At 57.8% G+C, this 17,668-nt stretch carries 20 protein-coding genes; 12 read left to right on the forward strand and 8 right to left on the reverse strand.

What is annotated here, in order from left to right:
• The first annotated feature begins 236 nt into the window (after positions 1-236).
• The 11 genes from ABH909_RS10725 (at position 237) to ABH909_RS10775 (ending at position 10,172) form a co-directional block, all read left to right on the forward strand.
• Positions 237-431 (forward strand): Flp family type IVb pilin, encoded by a 195-nt coding sequence (locus ABH909_RS10725; RefSeq protein ID WP_429432932.1) that lies wholly within the window; start codon positions 237-239, stop codon positions 429-431.
• A 27-nt stretch (positions 432-458) separates the two neighbouring features.
• Positions 459-989, forward strand: coding sequence for an A24 family peptidase (locus ABH909_RS10730; RefSeq protein WP_429432934.1), 531 nt, complete (start codon positions 459-461; stop codon positions 987-989).
• A 2-nt stretch (positions 990-991) separates the two neighbouring features.
• Positions 992-2,320 carry an AAA family ATPase gene (locus ABH909_RS10735; RefSeq protein ID WP_429432936.1) on the forward strand — a complete coding sequence of 443 codons (1,329 nt, stop codon included), beginning with the start codon at positions 992-994 and terminating at the stop codon, positions 2,318-2,320.
• Positions 2,321-2,335: 15 nt separating this feature from the next.
• Entirely contained in the window at positions 2,336-3,145 is an 810-nt protein-coding gene (gene cpaB, locus ABH909_RS10740; protein ID WP_429432938.1) for a Flp pilus assembly protein CpaB, read from the forward strand.
• Positions 3,146-3,220: 75 nt separating this feature from the next.
• Positions 3,221-4,555, forward strand: a complete 1,335-nt coding sequence (locus ABH909_RS10745; RefSeq protein ID WP_429432940.1) for a Tad domain-containing protein — start codon at positions 3,221-3,223, stop codon at positions 4,553-4,555.
• Positions 4,556-4,566: 11 nt separating this feature from the next.
• Positions 4,567-5,046, forward strand: a complete 480-nt coding sequence (locus ABH909_RS10750; protein ID WP_429432942.1) for a TadE/TadG family type IV pilus assembly protein — start codon at positions 4,567-4,569, stop codon at positions 5,044-5,046.
• The gene (locus tag ABH909_RS10755; RefSeq protein WP_429432944.1) at positions 5,046-5,540 is read left to right on the forward strand and encodes a TadE/TadG family type IV pilus assembly protein; all 495 of its coding nucleotides are present in this window, start codon (positions 5,046-5,048) and stop codon (positions 5,538-5,540) included. Before ABH909_RS10750 ends, ABH909_RS10755 begins: the two co-directional genes overlap by 1 nt.
• Positions 5,534-6,754, forward strand: a complete 1,221-nt coding sequence (locus ABH909_RS10760) for an AAA family ATPase (protein ID WP_429432946.1) — start codon at positions 5,534-5,536, stop codon at positions 6,752-6,754. The genes ABH909_RS10755 and ABH909_RS10760 overlap by 7 nt, the downstream gene beginning before the upstream one ends.
• Positions 6,755-6,757: 3 nt before the next feature.
• Positions 6,758-8,197 (forward strand): CpaF family protein, encoded by a 1,440-nt coding sequence (locus ABH909_RS10765; RefSeq protein WP_429432948.1) that lies wholly within the window; start codon positions 6,758-6,760, stop codon positions 8,195-8,197.
• Positions 8,194-9,180, forward strand: a complete 987-nt coding sequence (locus ABH909_RS10770) for a type II secretion system F family protein (protein WP_429432952.1) — start codon at positions 8,194-8,196, stop codon at positions 9,178-9,180. Before ABH909_RS10765 ends, ABH909_RS10770 begins: the two co-directional genes overlap by 4 nt.
• 29 nt (positions 9,181-9,209) lie before the next feature.
• Positions 9,210-10,172, forward strand: a complete 963-nt coding sequence (locus tag ABH909_RS10775; protein WP_429432954.1) for a type II secretion system F family protein — start codon at positions 9,210-9,212, stop codon at positions 10,170-10,172.
• A gap of 203 nt (positions 10,173-10,375) precedes the next feature.
• Here the strand turns inward: ABH909_RS10775 and ABH909_RS10780 are convergent, their stop codons facing one another.
• The 8 genes from ABH909_RS10780 to ABH909_RS10815 form a co-directional block, all read right to left on the reverse strand.
• Positions 10,376-10,681 carry a hypothetical protein gene (locus ABH909_RS10780; RefSeq protein ID WP_429432956.1) on the reverse strand — a complete coding sequence of 102 codons (306 nt, stop codon included), beginning with the start codon at positions 10,679-10,681 and terminating at the stop codon, positions 10,376-10,378.
• Positions 10,682-10,690: 9 nt separating this feature from the next.
• On the reverse strand, positions 10,691-10,960 hold the full coding sequence (locus ABH909_RS10785) for a DUF3613 domain-containing protein (protein WP_429432958.1): 270 nt from the start codon (positions 10,958-10,960) through the stop codon (positions 10,691-10,693).
• Positions 10,961-10,978: 18 nt separating this feature from the next.
• Positions 10,979-11,689 (reverse strand): tetratricopeptide repeat protein, encoded by a 711-nt coding sequence (locus ABH909_RS10790; protein WP_429432960.1) that lies wholly within the window; start codon positions 11,687-11,689, stop codon positions 10,979-10,981.
• A gap of 113 nt (positions 11,690-11,802) precedes the next feature.
• Positions 11,803-13,026: a type II and III secretion system protein family protein gene (locus tag ABH909_RS10795; RefSeq protein WP_429432962.1), complete on the reverse strand. Its 1,224-nt coding sequence runs from the start codon at positions 13,024-13,026 to the stop codon at positions 11,803-11,805.
• A 753-nt stretch (positions 13,027-13,779) separates the two neighbouring features.
• Complete coding sequence (locus ABH909_RS10800; RefSeq protein WP_429432964.1) at positions 13,780-14,322, reverse strand: hypothetical protein; 543 nt, start codon at positions 14,320-14,322, stop codon at positions 13,780-13,782.
• 57 nt (positions 14,323-14,379) lie between these two features.
• On the reverse strand, positions 14,380-15,018 hold the full coding sequence (locus ABH909_RS10805) for a LysE family translocator (RefSeq protein ID WP_095634876.1): 639 nt from the start codon (positions 15,016-15,018) through the stop codon (positions 14,380-14,382).
• 1 nt (position 15,019) lies between these two features.
• Positions 15,020-15,790 carry a 2OG-Fe(II) oxygenase gene (locus ABH909_RS10810; protein ID WP_429432966.1) on the reverse strand — a complete coding sequence of 257 codons (771 nt, stop codon included), beginning with the start codon at positions 15,788-15,790 and terminating at the stop codon, positions 15,020-15,022.
• A 92-nt stretch (positions 15,791-15,882) separates the two neighbouring features.
• Positions 15,883-16,509 carry an alanyl-tRNA editing protein gene (locus ABH909_RS10815; RefSeq protein WP_429432968.1) on the reverse strand — a complete coding sequence of 209 codons (627 nt, stop codon included), beginning with the start codon at positions 16,507-16,509 and terminating at the stop codon, positions 15,883-15,885.
• A 90-nt stretch (positions 16,510-16,599) separates the two neighbouring features.
• Here ABH909_RS10815 and ABH909_RS10820 point away from each other — a divergent pair, with 90 nt between their 5' ends.
• Positions 16,600-17,598: a LysR substrate-binding domain-containing protein gene (locus ABH909_RS10820; protein ID WP_429432970.1), complete on the forward strand. Its 999-nt coding sequence runs from the start codon at positions 16,600-16,602 to the stop codon at positions 17,596-17,598.
• Positions 17,599-17,668 lie beyond the last annotated feature (70 nt).

The following is a 17,668-nucleotide window of genomic DNA, read 5'->3' on the forward strand; positions in this document are numbered from 1 at the left end:
GCGGCAACCGCTCGTCGCTTGTGAATCGACGGTAATCGCATTCGCAAGTCATTTCCTTTTTTGCCCTGCCGTTCCTTCCAAAAGCCAACTACCTGGTAGTTGGTGCCCCCGCAAAAAAGTCCTAGTGATGTGCAAAATCTTCCTAACGCCTATGCCTTGCCCCTGACTAGTGTTGCATCCAGGCAGAGCAGAACGCACTGCCTCTGAAAAAACAACTTTCGAGTGAGGTGGGCAAAATGATCATGCAAACAATCAAGGCTTCGGTACTGAAGTTCGTCAAAGACGAAGATGGCCTGACCATTGTGGAATACGCAGTGGCAGGTGGGCTGATTACGGTGACTGTCGCCGCAGCGTTCGTGGCGCTTGGAGGTCAGGTGGAAACCAAAATCGATGCGCTGTGCGCCGCGGTCAACGGCGGGGTCGCTTGCTAACGATAATTCGCAATCGGGAGACGCGCCATGTCCATGGAATTGCTGATATCAACAGTTGTACTGCTAGGACTGCTGGCCGTCGCGGTGGTGAGCGATCTGCTTCGCCACCGTATTCCCAACATGCTGGTTTTGTTGGGCCTTGCCCTGGGATTGGCCGGTCAGACTTATTCAGGTGGTGTCAACGGATTGGGTGACGGCCTGTTGGGTATGCTGATCTGTTTTGCATTGTTCCTGCCGATGTACGCCTTTGGTGGCATGGCCGCCGGCGACGTCAAGTTAATGGCCATGGTCGGCAGTTTTTTACCAGTTCATTTCGCGTTGTGGGCTGCCTTATTCAGCCTGATTGCCGGCGGTGTCTGCGGTTTCCTGATCGTGCTGTTCCGCGGTCAATTACTTCAAACCCTAGGCCGCTATCGGCTGATTCTGAGGGCGCAGTCCTATCTGGCGCCTGCTTCGGATGAAGTAGCCGGCAAACCTTTTCCTTATTCGATCGCCATCCTGATCGGCACTTTAAACAGCGTCTACTGGCAACTCGTTGCCGGTGGATTGGGAGCTTAGTCATGCACGTCATCGTCGATAGTGATGCCTACCCCAGCGATAGGGACGCGGTGCAACGACTGGCGCCTCAGCCATGCACCATCCGCGAAACCGGTCTGACCGACAGTTTCCTCGGTGAGTTGGTGTGCAAGCATTTGCATGACGCCGGTGTGCTGGACATGTCGCGGCTGGTGGAGCGCCTGGCACTGACCGGCGCCGTACTAGAAGAAGTTCTGGCGTTTCTGCGTAAGGATGGCCGTGTCGAAGTGCTGGGCCAGATGGGGCAATCCAGTGGGCAGATGCTGCGTTATGGCCTGACCGAACGCGGCCGCAGTGCCGCCCGCGATGCACTGTCGCGCAGTGGCTATATCGGCGCGGCACCTTTCCCGGTGAGTACTTACCGTTCCCTGATCAAAATCCAGACCATTCACCACGGTCGCATCAACGCCGACGATATGCACAGGGCCCTCACGGGCGTAGTGCTCACGGAGGGGATGCTCGATCAGTTGGGTGTGGCGCTGAACTCCGGGCGCGCGATCATGATTTATGGCCCCGCGGGTACCGGCAAGACGTATGTCAGCAGTCGGCTGATTCGTCTTTTCGCCGAAGCGATCTGGGTGCCTCATGCCATCGTCATCAACGAGTCGGTGATCGAGATCTATGACCCGCAGGTGCATCAGCGTCTCGATGACAACAGTCAATCGAACAACTTGATGCTCAACGAAGGGATCGACCGTCGACTGTTGTGCTGCAAACGTCCGATCGTCATTACGGGCGGCGAGCTGAGCATGGAACAGCTGGACGTTCGCTATGACCCTTACACCCGTCAATACCAGGCCGCCTTGCAGCTCAAGGCCAGTAACGGCCTGTTCATCATCGATGACATGGGGCGCCAGCGCATGGCTCCGGCCGAGCTGTTGAATCGCTGGATCGTACCCATGGAAGAGAAGCGCGACTTCCTCAACCTGGGCGGCGGTCGGCATTGCGAGCTGCCGTTCGATTTGATTCTGGTGTTTTCCACCAACCTCAATCCCCTGGAGCTGGCTGATGAGGCCTTTCTGCGCCGGATTGGCTACAAGCTGCAGTTCGGTTACCTGAAGCCTGAGGAGTACGAAAAGATCTGGCGTCAGGAAAGCGAGCGCCTGGGCATTCCTTTTGACCCGCTGCTGCTGCGTTATGTATTGCAAAGGCTTTATGCAAGTGAAGGCATGCCCCTGGTGCCTTGCCACCCTCGCGATCTCCTGAACATGGCCCTCGACCGTCAGCGTTACCTGGGCGGTTCCGGAGCTCTGTCGCCGCAGGAGCTGGAATGGGCCTGGCACAACTATTTCGTCCAGCTCGACTTTCTTTGAAGCGGAGATACTGACATGAGCTCTCGTACTGTTTCCCTGATAGGCATTTCCCTGGTCATGGGCCTTGGGGCCGCATGGATGGCCGACTCCTGGCTGAGCGCACGGCTCAATGCCACCCCCGATGATCACCTTCGAAGTGTGGTGGTCGCCACGGTAGAAATTCCCTTCGGGCAGATGGTCGAGGCTCAGCAGGTCACGACCATGCGCATGCCCATGGACACGATCCCGGACGATGCCTTCGACTCCACCGACAAAGCAGTAGGCAAGATCGCAACGTTCGACATCCTGAAGGGCGACATCATGCGCGGCGCACGCCTGAGCGAGCACTTGGGCGGCAGTACCCTGGCCTCGCTGATTGCGACAGACAAACGTGCCATCTCGGTACGGGTAGACGATGTGGTCGGCGTGGGTGGGTTCCTGCTACCCGGTAACCGGGTCGATGTGCTGGCGACTAAAAAAACTGATGGCGCCGGTAATAACGCTGTGTCCAGGACCATCCTCGAGAATTTGCGGGTGTTGGCGGTGGACCAGACCGCAGGTACCGACAAGACCCAGCCGGTAGTGGTGCGTGCAGTGACGCTGGAAATGACGACTGCAGAGGCTGAAACCCTGGTTACCGCACAAACGGAAGGAAAATTGCAACTGACCTTGCGCAATCCGCTGAACGACCAGAAGAAAATCGCGACCGTTGCGCCTGCGGCACCGGTCATGGCGATGGCCGCAGCCCCGGCGCCAAAACGTGTGGTGCAGCGCAGCAGTGGCGAGCGTGGCGGAGCTATCACCATTATCCGCGGGATCGAAACCAAAGTAGTCAACATTCGCTGACAGAACGCAACAGGCGCCTGGACACCCAGGTATTGGCGGAGCCGATCCGGATCAGTTTCGGTAAATGAGGGCTTGATGATGAATCTTCGAATTCAGCAGCCGTTCACTGCGACGCCAAGGCGCCAGGAAGGATCGGTGAGCGTACTGATGGTGATTGCGTTGGCGGTGATGGCCATGATGGCGGCGTTGGCTCTGGACGGCGGACACATGTTGCTGAACAAAACGCGCCTGCAGAATGCGGTAGACGCCGCCGCCCTGAGTGGTGCCAAAACCCTGAGTCAGGTGGCGGGAGAAGTCAACGCTGCCAGCGCGACGCAAGCTGCCGCGCTCAATACGCTGATGCAAAATGCCAATGCTCCGGGCAACAATGAATTGGCAGCGGTTGTCGGCGGCAACGGCTTCGCGGTGGTGGAATTGTCCAGCCTCGTCTATGGCCCGTTCTCCTATCCCGGGCCTTCGAATGCCAAATACGTTCGGGTATCGGTACCGAACTATAACCTGACGGGGTTTTTCTGGAACTTCGCCCAGTCATTCGGCGCCGTGGGGAACAAAGCGGTGGCGGCGATTGCCACGGCAGGCCCCAGCCCTACCAGCCCGTGTGATCTCGCACCTTTGATGGTCTGTGGCGAGCCGAGTCAATACGACCCGGACGCTGGCATGTTCTGGGGCTTCCAATTTGGTGATTTGCAAGTACTGAAGTCGGCTGCCGGCAATTCGTCCGCCATTGGGCCAGGCAACTTTCAGTTGCTCGATTTTGGTTCGGGCGGCAGTTCGGTCAGGGATGATATGGCCGGAGGCGGCTCGGTCTGCCGCAACGTGGGGGAAAATGTCCAGACCAAACCCGGCAACACGGTGGGCCCTGCGTCTCAAGGCTTGAATACGCGCTTCGGCATCTATCAGGGGCAGGTCAATTCCTCGGCCTATCCGCCGGACCTGGTGACGACATCCAGCAACCCCGCGATCACTTATGACGACTCAGTCACCCCGCCACAATCGAAGTACCAAGGGCAACCCGTCACATCGAGTGGTGGCGATCTTACCGCGGGCGGCAACGCGATATTTGACTACAACGACTGGCGTGCGAGCGTTGCTGCCTGTGTGGCAGGTTCTAGCAGTGGCTGTGAAAGCAACGGGGTGTTCGAGCGCCGGATGATGAAAATCGTTGTGGGTGACTGCACCGGTAAACAGGGCGGTTCAACCACGGTCCCGGTCTTGGGGTTCGGCTGCTATTACGTGGTTCAGCCAATGAGTAACGGCGGCACGGAGGCGCAGATCTTCGGACAGTTTGTGAAGGAGTGCGAAGGTGACAACGTGCCCAGTCCTACACCGGTGAACGATTCCGGCCCGAATATCATTCAGCTCTACAAAACCTATCTCAACGGCAGCGGCACTCCGAGCACCGACTCGTAGGAGGGAACGTCATGAGACTTAACACGTTTAAAGAGCCGCAGCGCCAGCAAGGCCTGGCCCTGGTGGAATTCACCCTCGTGCTGCCATTGTTGCTCCTGCTGTTGCTGGCTTTCGGCGAATTTGGCCGCATGCTCTATCAGTACAACGTCCTGCTGCAGGCCAGTCGTGATGCGGACCGTTTTGTTGCCAGCCAGGCCTGGAATTCGACGCTCGGTGAGGTCTCTCTGAGTAATGCCCTGCAGGACCAGACGAAAAATGTCGCGGTCTATGGTGTGCCCAGTAATACCGGCAGCCCTGTGGTGTCAGGGTTGACGACCGGTATGGTGGAGGTCGCCGCCGTGGGCTTCGACCATGTGCGGGTCACCATCACCTACACGTTCTGCCCGGTGATTGGCAGTGGTAATTGCACCGGATCGATTCCGGGTTTCTTCGGTAATCCGATTGCGCTGAGCATTCCGCTGGTCGCCACCACTGTCATGAGGGCATTGTGATGAATCGCAAATGCATGCGCGGCACCTATGTCGTGGAGTTCGCCATCATTGGCATGCTGGTATTCACGCTGTTGTTCGCCGTATTGGAAATGGGCCGCCTGTATTTCACGGTCAATGCATTGGATGAAGCAGCCCGTCGCGGTGCACGCCTGGCGGCAGTGTGCAATATCAGCGATCCGGTGATCCTGCAGCGGGCGATTTTCAATGCCGCGGGGGATGCCGGTACGAGCCAGCTGATCACCGATCTGAGCACCAGCAACCTGGTACTGACTTATCTGGATGCAAACGGCGCTCTGGTGGCCAACCCTGGCGACACGAGTGGGGTCACTGGATTCCGTGCCATCCGCTACGTCCAGTTGAGCCTGCAAAACTTCGTTTTCAATCTGTTCATTCCCGGGTTCGGCGTGCCCATTACCTTGCCCACATTCAGGGCAACGTTGCCACGCGAAAGCCTTGGGCGTCATTCCGATTCCGGGGAGATCACACCATGCTGAATACCAAGGAAACCCCAGTCGCCACCTCGACCGGCAAAGCCGGGCTCCGGTTGCTGATCAGCAGCCGTGACGCCACCTCTTTGCGCGATCTGCAGAGCGTCTGCCAGCGCATGCCGAGCCTGGAGGTGAGCACTCGCTTGGTGAGCAACGGTCATGTCGACCCGCTCTATGGCCTGGACCGGATGCCCGATCTGCTGCTGTTGCGCGTCAGCCATCTGTGGCGTGAAGAATTGTCGGCGTTGTTGCAGCGTCCAGCCCATGAACGTCCACCGATGTTGGTGTGCGGTCTGCTGAGCGAACAGGAAGGCATGCGCCTGGCCATGCAGGCCGGCGCCCGGGACGTGCTGCCCGAGCCCATCGCCGAGACAGAATTGGTCGCCGCCTTGAATCGTCTGGTCACAGAGGTTCGGACCGGCAGCGGGGCAGAAGGGAAATTGATCGCCGTGATGAGCGCCAAGGGCGGCTCCGGTGGAACCCTGGTGGCTTGCAACTTGGCTCAGCAACTCAGTGTCAAGGGCGGCAGCACCCTGTTGCTGGACATGGACCTGCAATTTGGCAGTGTCACGCATTATCTGGATGTGGCGCAGTCGCACAGCCATCTGGAGGTGTTGGCGCAGATCGAGGGCATGGACAGTGTCGCGTTACGCGGTTTTTGCAGTCACTTCAGTCCGACCTTGCATGTGCTGGGTGGCCGGGCCGGTGAGCTGTGTCTGCCACAGGATGCCCAGCCCGAACAGCTTGATGCCCTGTTGAAACTGGCCCGCGCCAGCTACGACTGGGTGGTGATCGACCTGCCGCGGCAAATCGACCACCTCACCGGCTCGGTGCTGGAACAGGTGGATCGGGTGTACGTAGTGGTGCAGCAGAGTGTCAGTCATCTGCGCGATGCCAGCTCTCTGGTGCGGATTCTTCGCGATGACCTGAGTGTGCGCGGGGACCAAATGCAGATAGTGGTCAACCGCTATGACAAGGCAGCCCCCATCAGCCTCAAAGACATCGGCGAGGCGCTGCGCTGCACCAATCTGTCGAAATTACCCAACGACTTCAACCTGGTCAGCCAGAGTCAGAACACTGGCGTGCCGTTGGGGCTGCATGCGCCGAGGGCGGCGATTACTACCGCTCTGCGCGACATGACCGAGGACCTGGTCGGTCAACAAGTAGCCGGGAACAAAGGCTTACTCAAACGCGCCTTCAACCGTTTTTTCGGGGGATGACCCATGATCAGCGACTTTCGTAACCGCTTGCGCAAACAATCCGGTAAATCCGCCTCATCGGCGACACAGTCGAACGGTGATCTGTCGGATCCGGCAGATGAAATGATGGCGTGGGAGCACATCGTCCCGGATGTTCTTTACGAAACCAGAAGCCAGGTCACCCCGGTGGAAGCCGAGTGGCGGGAAAAGATCTACCAGCAGTTGCTCAAGGTCATGGACCTGTCCTTGCTGGACTCCCTTGAACAGGCCGAAGCCACGCGGCAGATTCGCGATATTTGCCAGCGCTTGCTCGATGAGCATTCGGCGCCGGTGAGTTCTGTCAGCCGCCAGTTGATCATCAAGCAAATCACTGACGAAGTGCTTGGCTTGGGTCCCCTGGAACCGTTGCTGGCCGATCACAGCGTGTCCGACATTCTGGTCAACGGCCATGCCTCGGTCTATGTCGAGCGCTTCGGCAAACTGCAACGGACCGATGTGCGCTTTCGCGATGATCAGCATTTGCTGAACATCATCGACCGCATCGTTTCCAGCCTCGGTCGGCGTATCGACGAATCCTCGCCATTGGTGGATGCCCGACTCAAGGACGGTTCGCGGGTTAACGCGATTATTCCGCCGCTGGCTATCGACGGTCCGAGCATGTCGATTCGCCGCTTTGCGGTGGACCTGCTCAATACCGACAGCCTGATCTCGGTGGGGACATTGACCCCGGCCATTGCCCTGCTACTCAAGGCGATTGTCCGTGGACGCTTGAACGTTTTGATTTCCGGCGGTACCGGTAGCGGCAAGACCACCATGCTCAATGTGCTGTCCAGTTTCATTCCGCAAAACGAGCGGATCGTCACTATCGAAGATTCGGCTGAACTGCAACTGCAGCAACCCCACGTGGTGCGCCTGGAAACCCGGCCTTCGAATATCGAGGGGCGAGGCGAGGTGAGTCAGCGGGAGTTGGTGCGCAACAGTTTGCGGATGCGCCCGGACCGTATTGTGATCGGCGAAGTGCGCGGCGCCGAGGCGCTGGACATGCTGACCGCGATGAACACCGGCCACGACGGCTCGTTGACCACCATTCACGCCAACACCGCGCGTGATGCGTTGGGCCGAATCGAAAACATGGTGTCGATGACCGGGGCGACTTTCCCGATCAAGGCCATGCGGCAGCAGATCGCGTCGGCCATCGATGTGGTGATTCAGCTGGAACGCCAGGAGGACGGCAAGCGCCGCCTGGTCAGCGTGCAAGAGATCAACGGCATGGAAGGCGAGATCATCACCATGACCGAAATCTTCTCCTTTGCGCGCCAAGGCATGAGCGAAAACGGCGAGGTGCTCGGTGATTATCGTCCCAGCGGCATGATCCCGGCCTTCCGCGATGTGTTGGCCAAGCGCGGTATCGAGTTACCGCTGACGATGTTCAGGCCTGAATGGATGGAGGCACGCCAGTCATGAACAATATTCCTGGTGAATTCATTCTGATGTTCCTCGGCATGGTGTTTATCGCCGTGTTCCTTCTGTCCCAGGGGGTCGTGGTGCCGGTGTTCGGCGAGGCCGGCAAGATGCGCAAGCGCATCCGCGGTCGCTTGCATGTACTGGAGAAGGCTAACAATCTGCCCAACATGCAAACGGTATTGCGGCAGAAATACCTGACGCGCTTGTCGCCCCTGGAGGCCATGCTCGAGCAATTGCCCTTTATGGCGAACCTGACACAGATGATCGAGCAGGGCGGCCACGAATACCGGGCTTATCGGGTGCTGTTCCTCGGGCTGTTCCTGGGCGTTTGTGCGGCTATCTCGATCTGGATGATTTCGGCGCTCTGGTGGATGGCGTTGCTGGCGGGCTTCGGGGGGTTCTGGTTACCCCTGCTGAAAATTTCTCGTGACCGTGGCAAACGCTTTGCTGATTTTGAGGAAGGCCTGCCAGATGCGCTGGATGCCATGTGCCGGGCCCTGCGTGCCGGACACCCGTTCAACGAAACCCTGCGCCTGGTCGCCGAGGAGCATAAGGGGGCGGTGGCTCATGAGTTCGGCCTGACCTTCGCCGATATCAACTATGGCAACGATGTGCGTCGCGCCATGCTCGGCCTGCTCGAGCGTATGCCAAGCATGACGGTGATGATGCTGGTCACCTCGATCCTCATCCATAGGGAGACGGGCGGCAACCTGACTGAAGTGTTGGAGCGTCTGAGTCGACTGATTCGTGGACGCTTCCGTTTTCAGCGCAAGATCAAAACCTTGTCGGCGGAAGGGCGGATGTCGGCCTGGATATTGGTGGCCATTCCCTTCGTGCTGGCGATCGCAATCATCGTTACAAGCCCCACTTACATGCCTGTTCTGCTCAATGATCCCATGGGCCAAAAGCTGATCATCGGGGCTTTCTGCTCCATGTTGGTCGGGATTTTCTGGATACGCAAAATCATCCGGATTCAGGTTTAAGCGTTATTCGCTACCGGGAGGTACAGTTCATGGACTTTTTACTCGGGTTGTTCAGTCGGGTCACGGGGAACGAGGAGATGGGGCGCCTGTTGTTCCTCGGCGCCATTGGTGTCAGTACAGTGCTGGCGGTGGTCGCTGTGATCTTGCTGATGTTGGGCCTTCAAGACCCGGTGCAGCGTCGCCTGGCGTTGATCAAGCGTGGTCATTTAGGCAATACGACCGGGCAGGACGCTCCAGGTAATCTGCAACTGTTGCTGGAGCGGGTCGGTCAGCGCTTTGCCTCGAGCGAATCGGCTCAGGCATCCGCCACCCAGACCCTGTTGACGCATGCGGGTTACCGTTCTGCTTCGGCGGTGCAGATGTACTGGGCGGTGCGTTTGATGTTACCGCTATTGCTGGTCGGCGTTGCATTGTTGCTATTGCCTTTGATCCCCAAGGTTTCGCTGAGCATTGGTCTGCTGTTGGTGGTCATGGCGGCCGGTATCGGATGGCTGCTGCCGGCCCTGTATGTCGGCAAGCGTAAGCAGGCGCGTCAACGTCGGCTGCGCGCTGCGTTTCCGGATGCACTGGACCTGATGGTGGTGTGCGTGGAGTCGGGCCTGGCCCTGCCCACGACCATCGAACGGGTGGCTGAAGAAATGTCGGTCAGTCAGGTTGAACTGGCTGAAGAGCTGGCCCTGGTCAATGCGCAAATCCGCGCGGGCATCTCCAGTACCGAGGCGCTCAAGCAACTGGCCGTGCGCACTGGTCTGGATGATGTACAAGGGTTGGTCAGCCTGTTGGCGCAGAGTATTCGCTTCGGTACCAGCGTGGCCGATACCCTGCGCATCTATGCCGACGAGTTCCGTGACCGGCGTATGCAGGCTGCCGAAGAGGCAGGGGCGAAAATCGGTACCAAGCTGATATTCCCGCTGATTTTCTGCCTGTGGCCGAGCTTCTTCCTGGTCGCCATCGGCCCTGCCTTGATCGGTGTGGTGAGAGCATTCGGGTGAAATAACGGACGGAGGCTGTCGAGTACGATGGCCTTGCCGCCCGACCCTGATCTGTACTTCCCTCCATAGATCCACATCCCTGTAAGAGATGTCGCAGGCTGCGATTTTTTGATTTTTCTGGCAGGCAATTCGTTGTCCAGGCCTCTGAATCAAAAGATCGCAGCCTGCGGCAGCTCCTACAGGGATTTGCGTATGTTTGTTCATCACGACCGGGTGCTGATTGTCGCGATACGCTCGGTGACAGGCTGGTCAGGGCGCAAGCAATGGTTGCCAGGCACTTCTTTAAGAAGCAGCGCGGTCAGACGTAGGAGCTGGCGAAGCCTGCGATCTTTTGATTTTTGATGGGCGAGGAATCGCTGAAGCAAAAGATCGCAGCCTGCGGCAGCTTCTACAGCGTAATCCAGCCAGCCTTGGATAATTCGCAGATACCGCTGCTTTACTTGTACACGACGTCTAGCCCGGCTTTGCAGCCAGGCCACTTTAGACGACACCAGAGGCTGATCACCCATTGATGTGCCTCAGTTACCGCTAGTGATCTCACCCGCCATATCCTGGTCAAAAAACTCCGGAATCGGGTAGTTGAAACTGTTCAGCCAACGCTGCATGGCCAGGTCACGTTCGGTGGCCGAAGCGGTTTGCAGTTTAGTGGAGGCAACGACACCGCGACTCTGCATTACCAACCACTGCTCGGTGCCTTTTTGCTCCTTCGAAGAGGGGCCCGGTTCAATAGCCCAGGCACTGGTGGACAGGCAAGCCATGCACACGATCAACAGCCTCTTGGTATTCATCTCGACTCCTCGTACGTTTTACTTGGTCGCACTGGATGAGGCAGCGGCTACCTCAGTCTTGCGATTGCCCTGCGAAGCCGCCACTTTTTTTGCGGAGGCCTTGAGTTTTTCCGCGCGGCTTTGAGCCTCGGCGATTTGCTGGGGACTCAAGCTGGCACGGTTCGCGAGTTCGGCAGCCGACTTCCAGTTGTCCTGATAAATCAGCAGCGTCACCATATTGAGTGCCGCCAATGAATTGGACTGTTTGAGCTCCATGGCGGTCATGAACTCGAAGCGTGCTTCAGGGATACGTCGTTGATTGAGGTAAACGACCCCCAGATCATTGCGCATCTTGTCATCGGTGGGCGCCATCTTGACCGCACGCTCAAGGTGTTTGGTCGCGGTGGCGTAATCATTTTTGGCCGCGGCCAATTGGCCCAGGCCATGTTCCCCATCGGCGGCCAGACAGGTGCCGAGCAAGCTTTGATACAACGGCCCCGCCTCGTTACGCCCCATCAAACGCAGCACCCGAGCCTTGCGCAGGCGAACCTGAACCAGGTTGTCGGGCAAACCTTCCAGATTTGCCAGGCTGGCATACAAACGGCCATCGTTGGCCATGTTGTCGGCCAGACTCAGGGCCAACTCTTGTTCCGAATCGGGCTTGGCGCAGATAGCCGGTCGCGAAGACAAACCATTAGTGGCACAACCTGCGAGCATCAATGTCGCCATGACTGCAATGACTGCTTTCATCGAATGTCCTTTGGCTACAACACGTTGAACGCTTGGCCAATGGCAAGAAAGCCGGCCCGGCAAGCGCTCAAGGTCACCGTTACGAATGAGGGCGAGATTCAGGCTGCTCTGGCTCATTGTGAAAGCCCGGAACGACTGTCGAAGTCGCCATTTTCGAGGAAGAACATGCGGTAAAAGTTCGGGTCGTAATTGCGCAGCTGTTCGCCAGGCAATGACGGTAGTTGTGCGTTGACAGCCAGTGGCTGGACCAGATGCGGGGTAACGATCATTAGCAGTTCACGCTCTTCACGGTTGACGGTGTTGTCGCGAAAGAACGCCCCCAGAATCGGGATATCGCCCAGCCCCGGAAATTTGTTCACCTGGGAATTGTTGCGGGTGCTGATCAGGCCGCTGATGACAAAGCTTTCGCCATCGGCCAGGGAGATGCTGGTGTCGGTACGGCGTATGGTCAGCGCTGGAACAATGGTGCCGGCGATGCTCACGGCGTTGGTGAAGTCCAGTTCACTCACTTCCGGTGCCACCTTCAGCGCAATACGGTTTTTCCCGATGATGGTCGGCGTCAGGGTCAGGCGGATACCGAATTCCTTGTACTCGATGGACACGTTATCGCTGCCTGAACTGGGTACCGGAATCGGTACTTCACCACCGGCCAGGAAGCTCGCACTTTGCCCGCTGAGCGCGACCAGGCTTGGTCGTGCCAGGGTGTAGGCGAAACCGCTGCCTTCCAGTGCGTTGATCGACACCAGCGTATCGCTGGACGCAAAAGCGAAGTTGAACATGCCGTTGTTCACCGGCAACGATGGCGTGACAATGCCGTCGATGGTGGGAAAGGTTCTCGGCGAGCCGAACAGGAAGTTGCCCTGACGGGCAAAAATCGAGGCATTGGCTTCCTTGAGTTTGGTCCGGCTGACTTCTACGAAGCGGATGTCGGTTTGCACCTGGATCGGCAACAGCGGGTCTTCGGAAGGCACTGTCGAGACGCTGGTCAGCGCCGCGGTGGCCTTGCCCTTGACGAACACCATGCTTTGGCGCGGCTCTTTCGAACAGGCGGTCCAGACCATCAGGCTGGTGGCCCCCGGCGCGAGGCCCGTGAGTATGAAGGCGTTGCTGCCGCTGGGTTGCACGTCGGCAATCTTCGGATCGCCTACCGCCAGCTGCGTCACCGGGACGGGGACGCGCAGTTCGTTCTGAAGTCCCTGACCGACCTCGAACGTTGCCGGTAAGTTATCCAACTGCGAACAATTGGCCGCCGCGGCCTGAGCCGCATCCACACCAAGGCCCATCCAGAACAGACCATGGATAATTCGCTTGAAAGCGGGCACGGTACGATAGCTCATTAAGTGCATCCTCGCTGAATAGGCCATCTTTGAGGCAAAACCAGGTTGCCTCGGATCACTACAAGGGGCCTCGGTCGGCCCTCTACCCCGCCAGACCCCTGACTAATGGCCCCGGCAATATTCCGTGGTGCTACATGCAAGCAGCTGCAATACGCTGTTCCGACTGAACGGCGAGCGACCTTCGCTATAACGGTTTTTAGTGATCCAGATGCCAGGGCTGTCAACCCGAACGATATGCGCAGGCTCGACAGCAGCTAAAGACGGCACTTTGCGCCGGCCTGACTCCCCTAAAAAGCAACCGGCAATTAACGCACTGAGCCGGAAAACGCTTGTCAGGATCATAGTGAGGTAACTCCTTTTGCCAATCCGCTATCTGATCGCTGAACCTAATGTGGCATTTCGAACCGTTATGTCTTCTTCTTGTTTGAAAGGTAGTTCAACCAAGGCAAAGCGCCATGCTTTGAACGAAAACTTTCGATACAGATACTGGTTTTTTTCTGAAAGCCACGGTCAGGCCACGCAATCATTGGTATTGCGCTGGATGCTGATGAAATAAGGGGTGCTTCACTGTCCTGCGAGTTTTTCTTTGGGTTTTGCGCTGCATATTTCACAAAACGCCACTCATTGAGTGGCGTCTTTTCAGGCGTGCCGGTTTGTACTTTTCGGATGCTGACCAATCGTAACAATGGCATCTGGCGGGATATGACAAGGAAGCTGAATATGACAGATTGTGTAGTTCTACACCTGCGAAGTTCAGGTTGGAGTATTGGCCGTAAGGTACTGGATCACCTCTTCAAGCATGTCTATATCAGGAGAATTGCTCACTAACGCTTGCGAACTGCACCATGGGTAATCCAGATGCGATACCCACTCCATGATGCAGTGCAGATCAGTCGCTGGCAGGGTTTTCATGTGCTCAATGGTGATAGTGAGTCTCTCGACAAGCCCCGACTCGGGGCTGAACTGCCACTCATACAGACCGCAACCGACTCGGCCTTCGCCGCAGCTCTTGTCGGACATGCCAACCAGCCATTTACACTGGAATGTTTTGGCCTGCGGTTCTGGTGGGAGTCCCAGGCAAAAGGTATAGACGTTTTCGAAAGTCTGGCCGAATCGCCTGACGAGCACATCGCCGATAGATCCGAGGCCTTCAACGTGGGGTGGAAACGAGATAGATCCGGTATGCACGACCATGTCCAGGATCGCGTCTGGCGCAAAGGCCTGGCGTAACAAATGTGGGCGATTACTGTCCTTGGCTTTTATGTACTGTTGAATCGATTGTTGAGCAGTGTTCATTGTTTGTCCGTGGCATCCATATCGGCCCGTCAGTCAGACTAGAGGCGTTTGTTTGTTTTACATCGACAGAATCAACCGGCCAGCGAACAAAATCAGGATCACGCCCATGGTTCGTTCGAACCAGTGCCCCATGCGCATGAACAGCAGTCGTACCCGGGCGCTGGAAAAGAACAGGGCCACGATCACGAACCACAAGGCATTCACGAAACACATCCATAGCCCGTATAGCGCCTGAATCTGCAGCGGTGTCGTGGCACTGATGATCGTGGTGAAGATCGCCAGGAAAAACAGGGTGGCCTTGGGGTTGGTGGCATTGGTTAGAAAACCTGTGGTGAACGCCTTCAGCAATGTTTGCTCGACCACGGGCTCGTCTGCACCTTTGTCGCCCTCCAGCACAGTTTTGGGTTTGCTACGCAGCAGGCTCACGCCGAGGTACAAAATGTAGGCGCCCCCCACAACCTTGGCCACCGTCAATAACCAGGGCGTGGTGTGCATCAGCGCGCCGACGCCGAGCAAGGTGTAAAGCACATGCACGGAAATGCCCGCGCCGATGCCCAGGGCCGTGCAAATCCCCACTAGGCGGCCGAAACGCACGCTTTGGCGGATGGTCACGGCAAAATCCGGTCCGGGGGCGACCACGGCCAGAAAGTGGATGGTTGCCAGTGCCAGAAACTCGCCCAGGTAATTCGAAAACATCTCAACTCCAAAAAGTCAGGGGTGAAGCATTGCCGCGATAGCCGACAAAGAAGGAAAGGCTCAATCGCGGATCGTCCACCCCCGGGGTCACCGAGTGCATGCAGCGCGAATTGAACATGATGAAATCACCCGGCTCAGGACGAATCTCCAGGGTCGGAGGGCCGAGCAAGGCCGGGTCGATGCCGTAACTGTCACCACGCATTTCATCGAACTGGTCGGGAGAAATGTCGTGGTCCCACATCTGCAACGCGCCGCCCTCGGTCGGCATGTTCAGGTAGACGTTGCAGGCGAACTGCGCTTCCAGGCTTCTGGCCTGGAAACTGTCCGGGGCGTCCTTGGCGAAAATATCGTGATGGGCGAGGAAGCACACCCCGGGCTTCACGACCCGGGACAGGCCAACATACATCTTGCGGCCATAGAGATTTTCCAGATGCGCTCCCGCCGGCCAGGACTCGTCGAGCATGCAGCGCAGCGTGTCGACAGGAGAGGAGTAGGGTGCACAACGGCTGCGCAACTCGGCGATGTTACTGGTGGCACGCTCGAAATAGTCCTCGATCAGCAGCGGCTGGTTTTCCGCTTCATAAAACGCCATGCCAATACGACCGATGCTCGGCGCGTTGATATAGCCTTCGAAGCCAGGGGCGAGGATCTTGTCGCCGATCTGGATCGCCAGCGGCTCAGGCAACAAGCCCTTGACGCGGATGGCGAGGACTTCTTCATTGGCCAGTTTTTGTATGCACGTCTCATCGAGACGCTCGACGTCAAGCATCATGTCTTTAGGTCCATCTATCGATAGTCAACAGAGGCTGCGAACGCAGACTCCCCCGGCGTCAGGCGATGACGGGGCCGACATCGCCCAAATGCTCAATCCACGCTGTAGTGGACTGACAGCGTTCCCTTTTTCTGTGAAAGGGAAGCGATCGTGACCGTGCCCAAATCCTTCAGGCTCTGTACATGGGTGCCGCCGCAGCCGTAGGCGGGCAGTTCACCGAAACCGATTTCCCGGGCGCCTTCGCGCAACGACGTCAAGCGCGGCAGGTCATGGGCGATCCATTGCTCGATGCCGTGTTGAATCGTCTGGGCATCGACTTCCTGCGCGTTATCACCCGGTTTGAACTGAACGCGTCCTTCATCGGGCCAGTGATGAGCCTTGATCGGCATCCAGCCCATTGCCTGGACGAAGTGACCGATCAGGTGCCCTGCCGAATGCATGCGCGTGTTGAACTGGCGGCGTTGCTCGTCGACCCGAATCTGGGTCATGCCGAGTTTTACCGGGTGGTCGACGAAATGGATGATCCGGTCCGGATCCTGAACCACGCGCAGCACCTGGCTTTCGCCAATCCAACCGGTGTCCCAGGGTTGCCCGCCGCCTTGAGGATGAAACAGTGTGGCCCGCAGCACCACAGCGAATTCGTTCTCCTGGGGTGTGCATTCCAGGACTTCCACGTTGGCCTTGAGCTCATCACTATGGAAGAAGAGGCGAAGCGTCATATTCCATGCTCTTATTAAAGATTCTATTTTTATTATATGAACCCCGGAATTGCGTGATAATCCGTTCAATCATCAAAGGACTGTTGCGCTGTGAGCATAAATCTTCCCCTGCCTCTGCTCGGTGAAATGGCGATTTTCGTCAAGGTTGTCGAGACCGGCAGTTTCTCCGAAGCGGCACGCCAACTGGGTTCTTCACCCTCGGCGGTGAGTCGCAGCATTTCGCGGCTGGAGAAGGCACTCGCCACGCGTCTGCTGCAACGCACTACGCGCAAGCTACGCCTGAGTGACGGTGGCGAAGAGGTGTTCAAGCGTTGCCAGGAGATGGTCAGCGCGGCGAAGTCGGTGATGGAAATCAGCGGACAGTTCACCCATGAAGCGGAAGGGCTGGTGCGTGTCAGCGTGCCCAAGGCTGTCGGACGATTCGTGATTCATCCGCACATGCCCGAATTTCTGCGGCGCTATCCCAAAGTGAATGTGGAGTTGTTGCTCGAGGACCGTCAGGTGGATTTGATCGACGACAACGTCGATCTGGCGATCCGCATTACCGATCGCCCGCCAGCGGGGCTGGTGGGGCGGCAGTTGCTGACCATCGATCATTTACTCTGTGCAACGCCGCAGTACCTGGCCGAACACGGCACCCCGACCCATCCCCATGATTTGCTCAACCACAGCTGCATCTACCTGGGCGAAACCCCGAGCGATGCGCGCTGGAAATTCAAGAAAGGCAGCAAAGCCGTGACCGTCGGCGTGCGCGGACGTTATGCCGCCAATCACACGGGCGTGCGACTGGGCGCGGTATTGCAACACATCGGAATCGGCAGCCTGCCGTACTTCACCGCCCGTTATGCGCTGGAACAGGGGCTGATCGTGCAGGTTCTGCCGGACTGGACTTTTCTGGCGTCCTACCACGGAGGCGCCTGGCTGCTGCATTCGCCAACCCGCTATCTACCGCCCAAGTTACGGGTGCTTATCGACTACCTGGTGGAGTGCCTGGAGAAGGAGCCGACCTTGAGCAGGCCGGGCAAGCCAAGCGGGTTGGGCAAGGTCGCGGCAGAGTATGAGTTGCCCGAAAGTGATGGGTTGCTCTGAAGGACCCTTTCGCGAGCAAGCCCGCCCCCACAGTGGATTTCTGTCGTATACAGAATCTGTGTCCACTGAA

This window comes from Pseudomonas sp. BS3782 TE3695, from assembly GCF_050435305.1.
GTDB lineage: Bacteria > Pseudomonadota > Gammaproteobacteria > Pseudomonadales > Pseudomonadaceae > Aquipseudomonas.